Origin of the sequence: Nocardiopsis quinghaiensis, assembly GCF_008638365.1 — a bacterium.
GTDB classification, from domain to species: domain Bacteria; phylum Actinomycetota; class Actinomycetes; order Streptosporangiales; family Streptosporangiaceae; genus Nocardiopsis; species Nocardiopsis quinghaiensis.
In genome coordinates this window covers 137566-151864 of sequence record NZ_VWVU01000002.1, presented here as the reverse complement: position 1 = coordinate 151864, position 14299 = coordinate 137566, and the positions used below count along the sequence as shown (strand labels likewise).

At 71.1% G+C, this 14299-nt stretch carries 14 protein-coding genes; 5 read left to right on the top strand and 9 right to left on the bottom strand.

What is annotated here, in order from left to right; translation table 11 throughout:
• The first annotated feature begins 6 nt into the window (after positions 1-6).
• Positions 7-915, top strand: a complete 909-nt coding sequence (locus tag FYX01_RS07560) for an ABC transporter ATP-binding protein (protein WP_150239404.1) — start codon at positions 7-9, stop codon at positions 913-915.
• A 523-nt stretch (positions 916-1438) separates the two neighbouring features.
• On the top strand, positions 1439-1642 hold the full coding sequence (locus FYX01_RS07555) for a cold-shock protein (RefSeq protein ID WP_077691661.1): 204 nt from the start codon (positions 1439-1441) through the stop codon (positions 1640-1642).
• A gap of 92 nt (positions 1643-1734) precedes the next feature.
• On the opposite strand, the gene FYX01_RS07550 is transcribed toward FYX01_RS07555, so the two are convergent.
• The 7 genes from FYX01_RS07550 to FYX01_RS07520 all read right to left on the bottom strand — a co-directional run bounded on the left by FYX01_RS07550 (position 1735) and on the right by FYX01_RS07520 (position 9679).
• Complete coding sequence (locus FYX01_RS07550) at positions 1735-3324, bottom strand: glycerol-3-phosphate dehydrogenase/oxidase (protein WP_150238968.1); 1590 nt, start codon at positions 3322-3324, stop codon at positions 1735-1737.
• 468 nt (positions 3325-3792) lie between these two features.
• A complete protein-coding gene (locus tag FYX01_RS07545; protein WP_150238966.1) occupies positions 3793-4545 on the bottom strand; it encodes an MIP/aquaporin family protein in 753 nt (250 codons plus the stop codon).
• Between the two features lie 222 nt (positions 4546-4767).
• Positions 4768-6267 carry a glycerol kinase GlpK gene (glpK, locus tag FYX01_RS07540; RefSeq protein WP_150238964.1) on the bottom strand — a complete coding sequence of 500 codons (1500 nt, stop codon included), beginning with the start codon at positions 6265-6267 and terminating at the stop codon, positions 4768-4770.
• Positions 6268-6529: 262 nt separating this feature from the next.
• Positions 6530-7321 carry an IclR family transcriptional regulator gene (locus FYX01_RS07535; protein ID WP_150238962.1) on the bottom strand — a complete coding sequence of 264 codons (792 nt, stop codon included), beginning with the start codon at positions 7319-7321 and terminating at the stop codon, positions 6530-6532.
• A 171-nt stretch (positions 7322-7492) separates the two neighbouring features.
• On the bottom strand, positions 7493-8497 hold the full coding sequence (locus FYX01_RS07530; protein WP_150238959.1) for a threonine aldolase family protein: 1005 nt from the start codon (positions 8495-8497) through the stop codon (positions 7493-7495).
• Between the two features lie 91 nt (positions 8498-8588).
• Positions 8589-9044, bottom strand: a complete 456-nt coding sequence (locus FYX01_RS07525; RefSeq protein ID WP_150238957.1) for a MarR family winged helix-turn-helix transcriptional regulator — start codon at positions 9042-9044, stop codon at positions 8589-8591.
• A gap of 2 nt (positions 9045-9046) precedes the next feature.
• Positions 9047-9679, bottom strand: a complete 633-nt coding sequence (locus FYX01_RS07520; protein ID WP_150238956.1) for a DJ-1/PfpI family protein — start codon at positions 9677-9679, stop codon at positions 9047-9049.
• 390 nt (positions 9680-10069) lie between these two features.
• Between FYX01_RS07520 and FYX01_RS07515 the strand changes: the two genes are divergently transcribed.
• Complete coding sequence (locus FYX01_RS07515) at positions 10070-11446, top strand: GntP family permease (protein ID WP_150238953.1); 1377 nt, start codon at positions 10070-10072, stop codon at positions 11444-11446.
• A gap of 33 nt (positions 11447-11479) precedes the next feature.
• Here FYX01_RS07515 and FYX01_RS07510 read toward each other — a convergent pair whose 3' ends face one another.
• Positions 11480-12205 carry a FadR/GntR family transcriptional regulator gene (locus tag FYX01_RS07510; RefSeq protein WP_150238951.1) on the bottom strand — a complete coding sequence of 242 codons (726 nt, stop codon included), beginning with the start codon at positions 12203-12205 and terminating at the stop codon, positions 11480-11482.
• A 139-nt stretch (positions 12206-12344) separates the two neighbouring features.
• Between FYX01_RS07510 and FYX01_RS07505 the strand changes: the two genes are divergently transcribed.
• Both FYX01_RS07505 and FYX01_RS07500 read left to right on the top strand, forming a co-directional pair.
• The gene (locus FYX01_RS07505) at positions 12345-12875 is read left to right on the top strand and encodes a gluconokinase (protein WP_150238949.1); all 531 of its coding nucleotides are present in this window, start codon (positions 12345-12347) and stop codon (positions 12873-12875) included.
• Positions 12876-13132: 257 nt separating this feature from the next.
• Positions 13133-13612, top strand: coding sequence for a hypothetical protein (locus FYX01_RS07500; RefSeq protein WP_223830346.1), 480 nt, complete (start codon positions 13133-13135; stop codon positions 13610-13612).
• A gap of 42 nt (positions 13613-13654) precedes the next feature.
• On the opposite strand, the gene FYX01_RS07495 is transcribed toward FYX01_RS07500, so the two are convergent.
• Positions 13655-14059, bottom strand: coding sequence for a hypothetical protein (locus FYX01_RS07495; RefSeq protein ID WP_150238947.1), 405 nt, complete (start codon positions 14057-14059; stop codon positions 13655-13657).
• Between the last annotated feature and the right edge of the window lie 240 nt (positions 14060-14299).

Below are 14299 nucleotides of genomic sequence, written 5' to 3'. Positions count from 1 at the left end.
CAGACCATGCTGGAACTCAGCCAAGTGCACAAGGTGTACAAGGTGGGCGCGTTCGGCGGCGGCCGCCTGCGTGCCGTACGCGACGTCAACCTGACGGTGGAGCCGGGCGAGGTCGTCTCACTGATCGGTGAGAGCGGAAGCGGCAAGAGCACCCTCGGCAAGATGGTGCTGGGGCTGTCCACGCCCTCCTCCGGACGGATCACCTTCGAGGGCACCGACATCACCACGATCCGGGGCCACTCCGCGCGCAAGGAGTACTACCGCCGGGTGCAGGGGGTCTTCCAGGACCCGTTCAGCTGCTTCAACCCGATCTTCAAGGCCGACCGGGTCTTCGAGATGGTCCACACCTCCTACTTCCCGCGGACGTCGTCCGCGGACTGGAAGGACAAGGTGCTGGACGCACTGGCCACGGTGCGCCTGGACCCGGGCAACGTCCTCGGCAAGTACCCGCACCAGCTCAGCGGCGGCCAGCTGCAGCGGCTGCTGATCGCGCGGGCGCTGCTACTGGACATCAAGCTGCTGGTGGCCGACGAGATCATCAGCATGTTGGACGCCTCCACGCGTATCGACGTGCTGAACCTGCTCGCCGACCTCAAGGAGCGCGGGCTCGGCATCCTGTTCGTCACCCACGACCTGTCGCTGGGCAACTACGTCAGCGACAAGTCGGTGATCCTGCGCAAGGGCGCGATCGCGGAGATGGGGCCCACGGCCAGGGTGTTCGACAACCCGTTGCACCCCTACAGCCGCCACCTGCTCTCCTGCGTGCCCCAGCTGCACCGCACCTGGGCGGAGGTCGACGCCGAACTGAAGGCCAACCCGCCCGAGGACGTCACACTGCCGACGGCTCCCGACGAGGAGTCGGCACCGCTCATCGAGGTCGAGGAGAACCACTTCGTGGGGATCGACCAGGGCTGAGGTTCCCGCCCTTCCCCGTCCGGCGCCCGTTCACCCCCCGCGGGCGCCTCGGCTTTTCCCGCCGCCTTCTCCCGTGACGGCGGTACCGACCACCGAAAGGCGGAATTCGATGCCGCTCCGGCGGCTCCGCCGTCCGGGAGCCCGCGCACCCTCCTGGTCACCGTAGGTGTGGGCCCGGGCCGGAGGCGTTCACGGACACGGGCATCCTGACGTGCGTGAACGAAGCTCCGACACCCACGACCCGAACAGAACGTGACATCGGGGCGGCTGTCACGCGCGCCCCGCGCTTACCCCGTTCGGCCCACGGGTATTCCCTGGCGGGGCCGTGCTCGTCGCCACACCGAGATCCTCCGCCAGGGCGCGGGGCTGTGGTAAGTTCGAGGAAGATTGTTAGTCGTTGAATTTCGCAGTTGGTGTCTTGCCCGCGGAGTTTGTGACCGGCGGGCGGTTTCTCTTGGAGTCGGCTCGCGGCAATTTTCGGACGTGAGTATGCGTCCGTGTACACCGAGCTGAAGGAGAAAACATGGCTCAGGGAACTGTGAAGTGGTTCAACGGCGAGAAGGGCTTCGGCTTCATCTCCCCCGACGACGGTGGCCCCGACGCCTTCGTTCACTACAGCGCGATCCAGGGTAGCGGCTTCCGCAACCTTGAGGAGAACCAGCGCGTGGAGTTCGACGTCGTCGCCGGCACCCGCGGCCCGCAGGCCGAGAACGTCGTCGGCATCTAAGACGTAGACGTCGCAGAACGCCCCGGAAGGCAGAGCCTCCCGGGGCGTTCGCGTTTCCTGCGGACCCCACGCGCTCCGCGCGGTCCCTCCCCTCAACCGCCCTCGACGGGCGACTCGCTCCCCAACAGGGCCTCGGTGCGCCGGCGCACCTCCGGGGTGGCCAGTCCGCGCACGGTCACGGTGGTGCGTCGGCGCAGCACGTCGTCCGCGGTCACCGCCCACTCGTGGTCCCGGGCGAACACCACCTGCGCCCAGATGTCGGGACCGTCGGGGTGGATGCGCTCTCCCAGCTCCGGCTCCTCGCGCACCAGCGCCGCGATGTCCATCGCCAGACTGCCGTAGTGCGACGCCAGGTGCCGGGACACCAGCGGGTCCAGCCGGGCTCCGGGAACACGGTCGGTGATCAGCCGCTGGGTCACCGCGTCCGGGCTGGCCAGACCGGGCAGCGGTACCGTCCGCAGCGGGTCGGCCATGTCCTCGGCCAGCGGTACCGCGCTCACCCGGCGCAGTTCCTCCAGGACGGTCCGGCCGATGTGCCGGTAGGTCGTCCACTTTCCGCCCGCCACCGAGAGCATCCCGCCCCGGCCCTGGCTGACCACGGTCTCCCGCTTGGCCGCGCTGGTGCCGCCGGGCCCGCCGGGCAGCACCCGCAGGCCCGCGAACGAGTAGTCGACGTGGGAGGCGTCCAGGTAGGGGGCGTCGATGCCCAGCTTCGCCTCGCCCAGGATCTGGTCGACGTCCGAGGGCAGCACCGACACCTCGGCCGGGTCGCCGGTGTACTCCTCGTCGGTGGTGCCCAGGAGCAGCCTGCCCTCCCACGGGATGGCGAACGACACCCGGTACTTGTCCACGGGGATGGTCAGTGCGGCACGCCACGGCTCCGGGGTGCGCAGTACCAGGTGGGCGCCCTTGGAGAGCCGGACGCTGGGTGAGGCGGACGGGTCCTCCATGTGACGCAGCCGGTCCACCCACGGGCCGGTGGCGTTGAGGACCACCCGCGCGTCGATCCCGAACTCGCCGCCGTCGACGCGGTCGCGCAGGTCGGCGCCGCTGACCCGGCCCCGGGTGGTGCGCAGGCCCGCGACCTCGGCGTGGTTGAGCACCACGGCCCCGGCGTCCACGGCCGCGCGCACGGTCATGACGGCCATCCGGCTGTCGTTCATTTGGTGGTCGCTGTAGGCGGCCACCGACCTGAGTCCGTCGGTGCGCAGGCCGGGGGCGAGGCGCCGCGCCTGGGCGGGGGAGAGCAGGCGGCCCACACCGTCGCCGAAGGCCGACAGGGCCGAGTACAGGAACACCCCGGCGCCCATCTTCGCCGAGCTGTGCGGTCCGCCGGAGTAGACGGGGACCAGGAACGGCATGTGGCTGACCAGGTGCGGTGCCACGTCCGAGGCCAGGGAGCGGCGTTCGCGGTGGTTCTCCGCGACCAGGCGCACGTTGCCCGTCTGGAGGTAGCGCAGGCCGCCGTGCACCAGCTTGGAGGAGGCGCTGGAGGTGGCGCCGGCGAAGTCCCCGGCGTCGACCATGGCCACGCGCAGACCCGCCTGGGTGGCGGTCCAGGCGACGGAGGTGCCGAGGATGCCGCCGCCGATGACCAGGAGGTCGAAGGTTCCCCGGGTGAGCTCGTCCCGCGTGCGGGAGCGCGCGGAGGCGGTGCGGTTCGGGCTGGTGTTGGTGGTCATGGCTGGTGCTCCGTCCGTTCGGAGGGATGGCGGGGGTCTCGCGTGCGGCTGAACGGGCTCCGCGTTTCAGGCGAGTACCAATCACATAATACGACAATGCCGAACGCTAGTGAAAGAGGAGGGGGTGTACGGTCCCTGTTGGGGCATAATGTCGGGATTTTCACGGGAAGCTGGATCTCTTGGGTTGCTGAGGGGATGCATGTGGGCACATGTTGTGCAAGTAGTGCGGCATTGTCGAACATGATGTGTTCATGCGCGGTGCCGGTCCCCGCCCGGCCGCTCCGTGCTCCGGGGGAGACGTACGACCGCGCACGGCGGAACCCGCGTGGGTTGCTCCGCCGTGGGTCCCGCCGCCGAGGGGGCCCCTCTCCGCGCCGCCCGCCGGACGTCCTCCCGCGGCCGGCTCCGGCAGAGCGAGGGCGCCCGGCGAACACGCCGGACGCCCTGGGTGGCGGTGCGGGGGCCGGATCAGCTCCCGAAGCCGGTCAGCCGCCAGATCCACGCGCCGGTCACACCGCCCACCAGCGGTGCCACCACGGGGAGCCAGGCGTACCCCCAGTCGGACGGGCCCTTGCCCGGGATGGGCAGCAGCGCGTGCGCGATACGCGGGCCCAGGTCACGGGCCGGGTTGATGGCGTATCCCGTCGGGCCGCCCAGCGACAGGCCGATCGCCAGCACCAGCAGGCCGATCAGCAGCGGCGCGAGGCCGTTGGTGAACAGGCCGCTCAGGTCGACGCCCTCGTCGACGGAGACGTACCCCGAGTTCGCGCCGATGCCCAGCACCCCCAGGAGCAGCATCGCGGTACCGATGACCTCGGTGACGAAGTTGGCGACCGTGTTGCGCATGGCCGGGATCGTGCTGAAGACGCCCAGCTTCGTCTCCGGGTCCTCGGTCACCTTCCAGTGCGGAAGGTAGACCAGGTAGACGAGGACGGCACCGGTGAACGCGCCGGCCAGCTGGGCCAGCACGTAGCCGGGCACCCGTGCCCAGTCGAACTCGCCGACGCTGGCCAGGCCGAGTGTGACCGCCGGGTTGATGTGGGCGCCGCTGGTGGCGCCGACGACGTAGACGGCCATCGCGACCGCCATGCCCCAGCCGAACGTGACGACGATCCAGCCTCCGCTGAGGGCCTTGGACCGTGCGAGCGAGACACCGGCGACGACGCCGCAGCCGAGGAGTGTCAGGATCGCCGTACCGATGAACTCTGCCAGATACACCATGGGGACCTCCGCCCGTGAGGGGGAAACAGGGTCACGGGGGGTCTCATCCTCCGGTGTGGACCGATGGAGCGGTGCACAAGGGGATAATCAGACACACCCGTCACACAGGGATGGGATGGAGCGGGTCGCTTTCGGCGTCCCGCGGACCGCTCCCAGGGGCCGAAGGTGGCAGCCGGGGCCCCTGGGAGCCGGTCGTTCGGTGGGTGGGGTGTGCGCCCCGCGCTACTCGCCGTCCTCGTGCTCGACCCAGTCCAGGGTGCGGCGCACGGCCTTCTTCCAGTTGTGGTACTCGCGCTCGCGGACGGCGGAGTCCATCTTCGGGGTCCACTCGGCGGCCTTGTGCCAGTTGACGCGCAGGGTCTCCACGTCGGGCCAGTAGCCCACCGCCAGTCCGGCGGCGTAGGCGGCGCCCAGGCAGGTGGTCTCGGCGACCATCGGACGGACGACCTCGGTGTCGAGCACGTCGGAGAGGATCTGCATGAGCAGGTTGTCGGCGGTCATGCCGCCGTCCACCTTCAGCGTGGTCGGCTCCGTCGGCGCGTCGGCGTTCATCGCGTCGACGACCTCGCGGGTCTGCCAGGCGGTCGCCTCCAGGACGGCGCGCGCGATGTGGCCCTTGTTGACGTAGCCGGTCAGACCCGCCATGACGCCGCGCGCGTCGCTGCGCCAGTGCGGGGCGAACAGGCCGGAGAAGGCGGGCACGATGTAGCAGCCGCCGTTGTCCTCCACGGTGCGGGCGAGCGTCTCGATCTCCGGCGCGGTGGAGATCAGGCCCAGGTTGTCGCGCAGCCACTGCACCAGGGAGCCGGTGACGGCGATGGAGCCCTCCAGGGCGTACACGGCCGGCTCGTCGCCGAGCTTGTAGCCCAGGGTGGTGAGCAGGCCGTTCTCGGAGGTCACCGGCTCGGTGCCGGTGTTCATGACCAGGAAGGTCCCGGTGCCGTAGGTGCCCTTGACGTCGCCGGGGTCGAAGCAGGTCTGGCCGAACAGGGCCGCGTGCTGGTCGCCGAGCGCGGACGCGACGGGGGTACCCGCCAGGTGGCCGCGGGCCTCGCCGTAGACCTCCGAGGACGAGCGGATCTCGGGCAGGATGCCCGCGGGGATGCCCATGGCGTCCAGGATCTCGGGGTCCCACTGCAGCGTGGACAGGTTCATCAGCATGGTGCGGCTGGCGTTGGTCACGTCGGTGACGTGGCGGCCGGTCAGCTTCCAGATGATCCAGGTGTCCATGGTGCCGAACAGGACCTCGCCGCGTTCGGCGCGCTCGCTGAGGCCGTCGACGTTGTCGAGCAGCCAGCGCAGCTTGGGGCCGGAGAAGTAGGTGGCCAGCGGCAGCCCGCACCTGTCGCGGAAGCGGTCCTGTCCGGCCTCGCCGCCGAGTTCGCGGGCCAGGCCGTCGGTGCGGGTGTCCTGCCAGACGATGGCGTTGTGTACGGGCTTGCCGGTCTCGCGGTCCCAGACCAGGGTGGTCTCGCGCTGGTTGGTGATACCGACGGCGGCGATCTGGTCGGGAGTGATGTCGTTCTTTTCGAGGGACTCCCGGATGACCACCTCGACGTTGGCCCAGATCTCCTCGGCGTCGTGCTCGACCCATCCGGGCTTGGGGAAGATCTGCCTGTGCTCGCGTTGGTCGACCGAGACGATACGCCCGTCGTGGTCGAAGAGGATGCAGCGGCTCGACGTGGTGCCCTGGTCGATCGCGGCGACGTACTGCTGGCTCATCGGATGCTCGCCTTCAGGATGGGGAGGGCTCGGAACGGGGCGGGGCCGCACGTACGTGGATCCGGTCATACCCGCACGTTGTACGACATTGACGTATGGTTAGGCGTTAGTTTCATCCGTCTTTCCTTCCCATGTCAAGGCGGTGTGACCCAATCGTGTCGCGTGCGTCACGTCGTCCGTCGGGTGGCGAACGGTGCCAGGGAAGGGCGGCGAGCGGAAGCCGACGCGCGGGGGCGACGCGGCGGACGGGCCCGTACCGGCCTCAGTACGGCGTGGAGCCGAGATCGCGGGAGACGGCCCGGGCGGCGTCGCGCACGTAGGAGACCTGCTCCATGTCGGGCTTGCCGCCCTCCTCGCGCAGGCGCTCGACCGCGCCGCGCACCCCGATGGCGCCGACGGTGGTGCCGCGCCGGTCCCGGATGGGCGCGGCGATGGACACCTCGCCGTCCACGAGTTCCTCGGCCTCCCAGGCCCAGCCGTTGTCCCGTACCTCGTCCAGCTGCCGTTCCAGCGCGGCGGGGGAGGTGACGGTGTGCCGGGTGAAGGAGGTCAGGAACGTGGCCCCGTCCGCCTCGGCGGCGGCCGGGTCCTCCTCCGGCGCGGCCAGGGGGTCGAAGGCCATGAGCACCTTGCCGATGGCCGTGGCGTGCAGCGGCAGGAGGGCGCCCACGTCGAGCGTCTGCTGGGAGGCGTCCGGGCGGAACACGTGGTGCACCACGAGCACCTGGTGCTTGTGCAGCGTGCCGATCCGCACGCTCTCGCCGCTACGCGAGGCCAGGCTGTCCGCCCAGTTCAGGGCGCGTGTGCGCAGCTCGTTGCCGTCCAGGTAGCGGGTGCCGAGGCTGAGCATGCCCCCGCCCAGGCGGTAGCGCCCCGACTCGGGGTCCTGTTCGACGAAGCCGACGTGCTGGAGGGTGCGCAGGATACCGAGGGCGGTGCCCTTGGGCAGTTCCAGGGAGCGGGAGATCTCCGCCAGGCTCAGCCCCCGGGCGCCGGTGGCCAGGATCCGAAGGATGGCCGCGGCGCGTTCGATCGACTGGATTCTTCCCGGCATCGCGGTGCTACCACTCTCTAGTACGACAATGTCATACGCTCATGCTACTACGCGGTGTGACGCGCGGCATGTCCCGGTCGGCGGCACGGGCGATCGGCACAGTTTAGGGCGTGTCCGACAGGCGCTCGTCCCGGCCGACCGCCGCCGCGCCGACCGGGGCGGCCGCGGCGTTCACAGTTCCACGGCGGCCTTGGCCACGCTCCGGGCGGCCTCCCCGACCTCGCGGTCGGTGGTCTCCAGGTGCACCACCAGGCGGACCGCGTCGCCGATCCCCATTCCCGCGACCCCGTGGCGTGCGAAGGCCTCGGCGTAGCGGGCGCCCTGCCCGGCCGGTGTCCGCACCAGCACCATGTTGGTCCGCGCCCGTGCGTCCAACCCGGACAGCTCGGTGACCAGCCGGGCCAGCTCCGCGGCGCGCTCGTGGTCCTGCGCCACCCGCTCCCGGTGGTGGCGCAGCGCGTACAGGGCCCCGGCGGCGATGATGCCGACCTGGCGCATCCCCGCACCGAGCATCTTGCGCCCGCGCCGGGCCCGCCGCACGGTGTCGGCGTCCCCCGCCAGCGCTGAGCCCACCGGTGCGCCCAGGCCCTTGGAGAAGCACACCGACACGGTGTCGAACCCGTCGGCGACCTCGGAGGGGACCGCCCCGAGGGCGGTGGCCGCGTTCCACAGCCGCGCCCCGTCCAGGTGCGCGCGGAGCCCGTGGCGGTGCGCGAAACCGGTCACGCGCCGCTGCTCGGCCAGCGGCACCACCCGGCCGGTGAAGGTGTTCTCCACCCACACCAGCGCGGGCTCGGCCCGGTGGATGTCGCCCCGGCCGGCGATCCACGACTCCAGCAGCTCGTCGGTCGGGAGGAGCCCGTCCGAGTACAGGCGCGGAAGCGCCCGCGCCAGCACCGCCGTGGCGCCCTGCTCGTCCCCGATGAGGTGGTGGTGTTCGTGTGCCCACACCTCCTCGCCGCCGCGGGTGGACACGTACAGACCCAGCTGGTTGGCCATGTGCCCGGACGGCACGTACAGCGCGGCCTCCTTGCCCAGCAGCCCGGCGGTCTCCTCCTCCAGCTCCCGCACGGTCGGGTCCTCACCCCACACGTCGTCGCCGACCTCGGCCTCGGCCATGGCCCTGCGCATGGCCGGGGTGGGACGGGTGACGGTGTCGGAGCGCAGGTCGATCATGGCGGATTCCTCCTCGTGGGACGCGTGCCCGGCCGGACTCGGAGACGGGATCACGGGGCCGGGGCACGTCACCGACGATACTGCCCCGGCCTCACCCGCCTCCGATCCGGTCCAGAGCTCGTGAGAGCCGGCGCAGCGACTCCAGCGCGCGCTCGGCGTCCTTCTCCCCGAGCTCGGCCACCAGGGCCTCGGCCACCCTGCTGTGGTCGGGGTCGATCCGGTGCAGGGCGGTCAGGCCCCGCTCGGTGGGCGCGAGCAGCTTGGCCCGACTGTGCGCGGGGTTGGGGCGGTACTCGGCCAGTCCCTGCTCCACCAGCAGGTCGGCGATGCGCTGCACGCTCTGGCGGGTGGTGCCGAAGCGGCGCGCGACCGCCGACACCGGCAGGGGCTCGTCGATCACCGCACCGAGCACCTGCCAGCGCGCGGCCGTCAGGCCGGCGGTGCGGGCCAGCTCCTCGGCCACCGACAGGAACTGGCCGTTGAGGCGGAAGACGGTGAGCGCGGCCCCGGTGAGCAGTTCGGAGTGACTCTCCTCGGACTGCGTCATGCTCAGGCCCCCTCCAACAGCACGTGGTAGGCCTCCGGGTCGTGTTCGGCGTGCAGCCGGTACCAGGCGTCGAGGACGCGGGGGGTGTAGAGGTCCAGGGCCGCGAAGACCTCACGGGCGAACTCCAGGGGAGCGGTGGGGCCGGCGGTGATGAGCCCGTCGTCGGTGACCGCGAGGGCGGAGCGGTAGCGCCCGGTTCCGGCGTAGCCGGTGGACAGCAGGTACTCCGGCGCGGCACTGGTGTGGTCGCGGTAGTCGAGCAGGCCCTCGCGGGCGAGCCCGGCGGTGGCGCCGCAGATGGCGGCGACCGGTACCCCGGCGTCGAGCCAGATCCCCGCGGCCGAGGCGAAGAGGGAGAGGGACTCGGGGTCGGTGTCCCAGCCGTCGGCGCCGGGCAGGAGCAGCATCGCGCTGGAGGAGGGCTTGAGCTGGGGGAGGGTGATGTCCGGCAGGATGGTCAGCCCTCCGGCGGTCGTGACGGGGGCACCGGTGAGCCCGACGGTCACCACGTCGTAGCGGCCGGGGGCGCGCTGCCAGTCGCCGTTGCGGACGGTGGCGACGGCGTGCCCGATCTCCCAGTCGGCGAGCTGGTCGTAGACGGCGAGGTGAACGATCTTCCTGGTGTCTGCGCTCATGACAACATGCTGTCAAATCGACAGTTTGCTGTCAATGCTGGAGTGCGAGCGGACCCCGCCCGCGGTGCCGTTCACACCTGGGGCGGGACGCGTCCCTGCTCCTGCGGGGCCAGCTTCGCAGGGTTCGGGCGTCCACGTGAGCGTTTTCGCGTCATTTCCGCCTGGTGGGGGCACTGCGCCGCGCGATGGCGCCACGTGCCGCCCCGCATGGTCCGGGGCGCCCCGGGGGGATGGCCGGAGCCACGTTCCGATCGCATGGGGGAAGTGTGGCGCGAGTGTTCACAGAACCTCACAAATGGTATTACCATTCTCGGAGCCTGCCCCCAGAGCAGGCGGGGCCCGCGCTCCGGCGCGACCCAGCACCACCGCACACCGACGGAAGGCTCCGGCGTGGAGAACTTCGAGCCCGTCTACGGGACGGGCCCCCTCCTCGGGATCGCTGCGGGCGCCATCGCCCTCCTGCTGTTCCTGATCATCCGCTTCAAACTGCACGCGTTCGTCGCGCTCATCCTGGTCAGCGTCCTGACCGCGCTCGCGGCCGGCATCCCGGTCTCCGGGGTGGTGCCCACCCTCCTGGACGGCTTCGGCGGGACCCTGGCCAGCGTCGCCCTGCTCGTGGGTCTCGGCGTGATGATCGGTCGCCTGCTGGAGATCACCGGGGGCGCCGCCGTCCTCGCCGGCGTGCTGATCAGGACCTTCGGCGAGAGGCGGGCGCCCCTGGCGCTGGGGGTGGCCTCGCTGCTCTTCGGCTTCCCGATCTTCTTCGACGCCGGCCTCATCGTCATGCTGCCGATCGTCTTCAGCGTGGCCCGCCGCGTCGGCGGGTCCGTGCTCACCTACGCCCTGCCCACGGCGGGCGCCTTCGCGGTCATGCACGCCTTCGTGCCCCCGCACCCCGGGCCGGTCACCGCCGCCGTCGAGATCGGCGCCGACATGGGCCTGACCCTGCTCGTCGGACTCCTCCTGGCCATCCCCACCTGGTACCTGGCCAGCTACCTGTTCGGCCTGTGGGCCGGGAGGAAGTGGGAGCTCCCGGTTCCCGAGGACATCATGTCCGACGGCACCGTCGACCACGAGGACCCCCCGAGCCTGGGCACCGTCCTGGCCGTCCTCCTGCTGCCGATGCTGCTGATCTTCGCCAACACCGGCGTGAGCACCCTGGTCTCCGTCGGTACCCTCCCCGAGGGAGTCCTGTGGGTGGAGAGCCTCCAGCTGGTCGGGCAGACCCCGGTCGCGCTGCTCATCACCGTGCTCTTCGCGATGGTCGTGCTCAGCAGCGGGCGCTTCACCCGCCAGCGGGTCGAGGAGATCGTCGGCGGTGCGCTCGGCCCGGTCTGCGCGATCATCCTCATCACCGGCGCGGGCGGCATGTTCGGCGGCGTGCTGCAGGCCAGCGGCATCGGTGGCGCCCTCGCCGACACCCTGGAGACCACCGGCCTGCCGGTGATCGTGGCGGCCTTCGTCATCGCGCTCGCGCTGCGCGTCGCCCAGGGCTCGGCGACCGTCGCCCTCACCACGGCGGCCGGGCTCATCGCCCCGGCCGTGCAGGCCTCCACCGGTCTGTCCTCGATCGACCTGGCGCTGATCGTCATCGCGATCGCCTCCGGGGCCACCGCCCTGTCGCACGTCAACGACTCCGGGTTCTGGCTTGTCGGCCGCTTCCTGGGTATGGATGTCAAGACCACACTCAAGACCTGGACCGTCATGGAGACCCTGATCGGCTTCATCGGGTTCGGGTTCGCGTTCGGTCTCAGCCTGGTGCTGTGACACACGGGGGCGGGTGGTGGGCCGCCCGCCCCCTCAGGGCGCGGGCCGCGCGCTCCGATCGCCGTCCGGGTCCTCCAGGGCGACGGCCACCTCGGTGACGATGGAGCGCATCGCGGCCTCGGCGACGTCGGGGAGGCCGTCCCGGATGGCCTGGGCCACGGCCTTGTGCAGCCGCAGTGCCTCGGGGCGCGGGTTGCGCGGCATCAGGTGGTAGGAGGTGCGTCCGACCAGGACCTCCGACACCACCTGGGCCAGGCCGACGAACATCTCGTTGTCGGACAACTCCAGGATGCGACGGTGAAAGGTGATGTCCAGATCCAGAAAGGTCTCCAGGTCACCGGCGCGGCCGGTACGGACCATCTGGTCGGCGACCACCACCAGCTGGGCCCGTTCCTCGGCGCCGCCGCGCTCCGCGGCGAGGGCCGCGGCACCGGGCTCCACGGCGGCACGCAGTTCGTTGAGCGAGCGCAGCTGCTCCATCCGCCGGGGCCCGGCCAGGCGCCAGCGGATCAGCTGGGGGTCGAAGACGCTCCAGTCCCTGCGCGGGCGCACACGGATGCCGGTGCGGGGACGGCTGACCACCAACCGCATGGACTCCAGGACACGGACGGCCTCGCGCGCGACGGTCCGGGAGACGCCGAAGTCCTGTTCGAGGCCCTGGAGGGTGAAGGTGTGGCCGGTAGCGTACTCGTCTGCGGCGATGGCGGGCCCGAGCACCGCCAGCACCCGGTTGTGCAGTGTGCGGTGATCAGTGCCCATCGTTCTCCTCAAAGCTCCGGAGCCCTCCGAACCGGCCACATCCGGTCGGGGGTCAGGCTGCAGCCTAGCCGGATTGATTGATATCACTATTAATGGTGGCGCTTGCGGCCGCGCAGGGGCACCACGACACGGAGAAACCATGCATTTCGTCTTCATGGGCGTATCGGGCAGCGGTAAGACCACCGTCGCCGAAGGTGTGGCCAAGCAGCTCGGGCTCCCCTTCGCCGAGGCCGACGACTTCCACCCACAGGCCAACATCGACAGGATGGCGGTGGGGACCCCCCTGACCGACCAGGACCGCTGGCCGTGGCTGCGCAAGCTGGCCGGATGGATCGCCGAGCACGACGCCCTCGGCGAGTCCACGGCCATGGCGTGTTCCGCCCTCAAGCACAGCTACCGCGACGTCCTGCGCCAGGGCGCTCCCGGGGTGCACTTCCTGCACATGCACGGCAGCTTCGAGGTGGTCTGGGCGCGTATCGACGCACGCCAGGACCACTTCATGCCACCCGCGCTGCTGGAGTCGCAGTTCGAGACCCTCGAACCGCTCGGACCCGACGAGCCGGGCCGGGAGTTCGACATCCGCGACGACGCCGGGACGCTCACCGGGCAGGCCCTGGAGTACGTGGAGCGGCGGCTGCGGTCGGCGCGGACGCCGCACGCCGGGGACTGAGGCCCCGGCGCGGCCGCGGGCACGTCACCGTCGGGTCACCATTCGCACGCGGGTTCGCAGGAACCTTGCACGGGCACGCCCGGCACGCGACCCTGTTCGTCATGCAAGATTCCGTTTCGTCCCCCGCCGCACCCCCCGAAGCGCCTGCCGAAGGGCTTCCGAAGGCCTCCTCCGAAGTGTCCCCGGAAGCCTCTTCCGAGGCGTCCTCCACGCCGCGGCCCGCGGCATCCGCGGCGGCGACCGCGGCGACCGCGGCGGTGACAGCGGCGGCGACCGCCCTCAGGTTCCTCAGTTCGGCCTGGGCCAACGCGCTGGGCCTCGTGGCGGTGCGCCGGCCCGGTGTGCGGCCTCCACCGGACGTGCGGCAGACCTGTGTCCTCATGTTCGCCGTGATGCCCGCCTACGGCCTGCTCGCCTATCTGTCCTGGGACCGGACGGCCTCCGGCCTGCCCGGGGACTTCGTCGACGACCTGCGCGTCCTGACGGCCGCCGCCGTCCTGGTGGGCGTCCTCCTGGCGGTCCTGGCCGTGCCGGTGCGCCGCGGCGGCCACGCCCTGTGGCGCGCCGCCCAGGTCGGGGCCGTGGCCGCTCTGGGCGTCGCCCTGTCCACGCTGCACATGGCCGCGCGGCTGGCGGACACGCCGCTGCTGCTGGCCGGGATCCTCGTGGCGGCGGCCGCCATCGTCGTGAACATAGCGCTGTGGAGCACCGATGTCCGCCGCTGGTGCGGCCTGTAGCACCTGTGGCACCGGGCCGGCGCCGTTCCCGGCCCGGCCCGGCTACCCCTCGTCGCCGTCGCCGTCGGCGATGACGTGCAGCCGTGCCAGGTGCTCGCCGCCGTCCTCCCCGTGGTGGCTGAGGTAGATCTCGCGCGCCTCGTCGGCGATGTCGGCCGCCTCGTCCTCGAACCCGTAGTCGGTGAGGTCGTCCAGCAGGTCCAGGACCCTGTGCAGGGCGTCGTCGTCGGAGCTCCCCGCGGCCTCCTGCGGCACATGGTCCGCCACACCGGTGAGGACGGCGGTACGCGCTCCGTCCACGGCGCTCTCGGATCCGGCCGCGGCGACCAGCCGGATCCGGGTGATGGGGTCCTCGTCGGCGACCAGCATGAGCTGTTCGGCCAGCCAGGTGGGCTCCTGGCCTTCGAGGAACGCGGTCAGAGCCGCGTCGTCAAGGGGTGTGGTCATCCGCAGATCATAAGCCGGGCGGGACCCGCCGACGACATCGGAGTCCGGGGACCGGAAACGGACACCGTGCCGAGAACATTGATTCGTCCCATGACCGGATAATGTGCGTGCCATTGTGCGCGGCGCCGCGCACGGAACAACGGGGGTGTTGTCCGATGGGCTTCCGTGGTAGGGGCGCCCCGTTCGACACGCCGTCATCGAAAATACGCCTATGGATCGCGGCACAGATGTGAAACGGTT

Bases quoted from the DNA above. Each gene is read 5' to 3' on its own strand.
- FYX01_RS07560 (WP_150239404.1), top strand. From the start codon at position 7: ATGCTGGAACTCAGCCAAGTGCACAAGGTGTACAAGGTGGGCGCGTTC.
- FYX01_RS07505 (WP_150238949.1), top strand. From the start codon at position 12,345: ATGCATTTCGTCTTCATGGGCGTATCGGGCAGCGGTAAGACCACCGTC.
- FYX01_RS07545 (WP_150238966.1), bottom strand. From the start codon at position 4,545: ATGGTGTATCTGGCAGAGTTCATCGGTACGGCGATCCTGACACTCCTC.
- FYX01_RS07550 (WP_150238968.1), bottom strand. From the start codon at position 3,324: ATGACCACCAACACCAGCCCGAACCGCACCGCCTCCGCGCGCTCCCGC.
- FYX01_RS07535 (WP_150238962.1), bottom strand. From the start codon at position 7,321: ATGCCGGGAAGAATCCAGTCGATCGAACGCGCCGCGGCCATCCTTCGG.
- FYX01_RS07520 (WP_150238956.1), bottom strand. From the start codon at position 9,679: ATGAGCGCAGACACCAGGAAGATCGTTCACCTCGCCGTCTACGACCAG.
- FYX01_RS07495 (WP_150238947.1), bottom strand. From the start codon at position 14,059: ATGACCACACCCCTTGACGACGCGGCTCTGACCGCGTTCCTCGAAGGC.
- FYX01_RS07530 (WP_150238959.1), bottom strand. From the start codon at position 8,497: ATGATCGACCTGCGCTCCGACACCGTCACCCGTCCCACCCCGGCCATG.
- glpK (WP_150238964.1), bottom strand. From the start codon at position 6,267: ATGAGCCAGCAGTACGTCGCCGCGATCGACCAGGGCACCACGTCGAGC.
- FYX01_RS07555 (WP_077691661.1), top strand. From the start codon at position 1,439: ATGGCTCAGGGAACTGTGAAGTGGTTCAACGGCGAGAAGGGCTTCGGC.
- FYX01_RS07510 (WP_150238951.1), bottom strand. From the start codon at position 12,205: ATGGGCACTGATCACCGCACACTGCACAACCGGGTGCTGGCGGTGCTC.
- FYX01_RS07525 (WP_150238957.1), bottom strand. From the start codon at position 9,044: ATGACGCAGTCCGAGGAGAGTCACTCCGAACTGCTCACCGGGGCCGCG.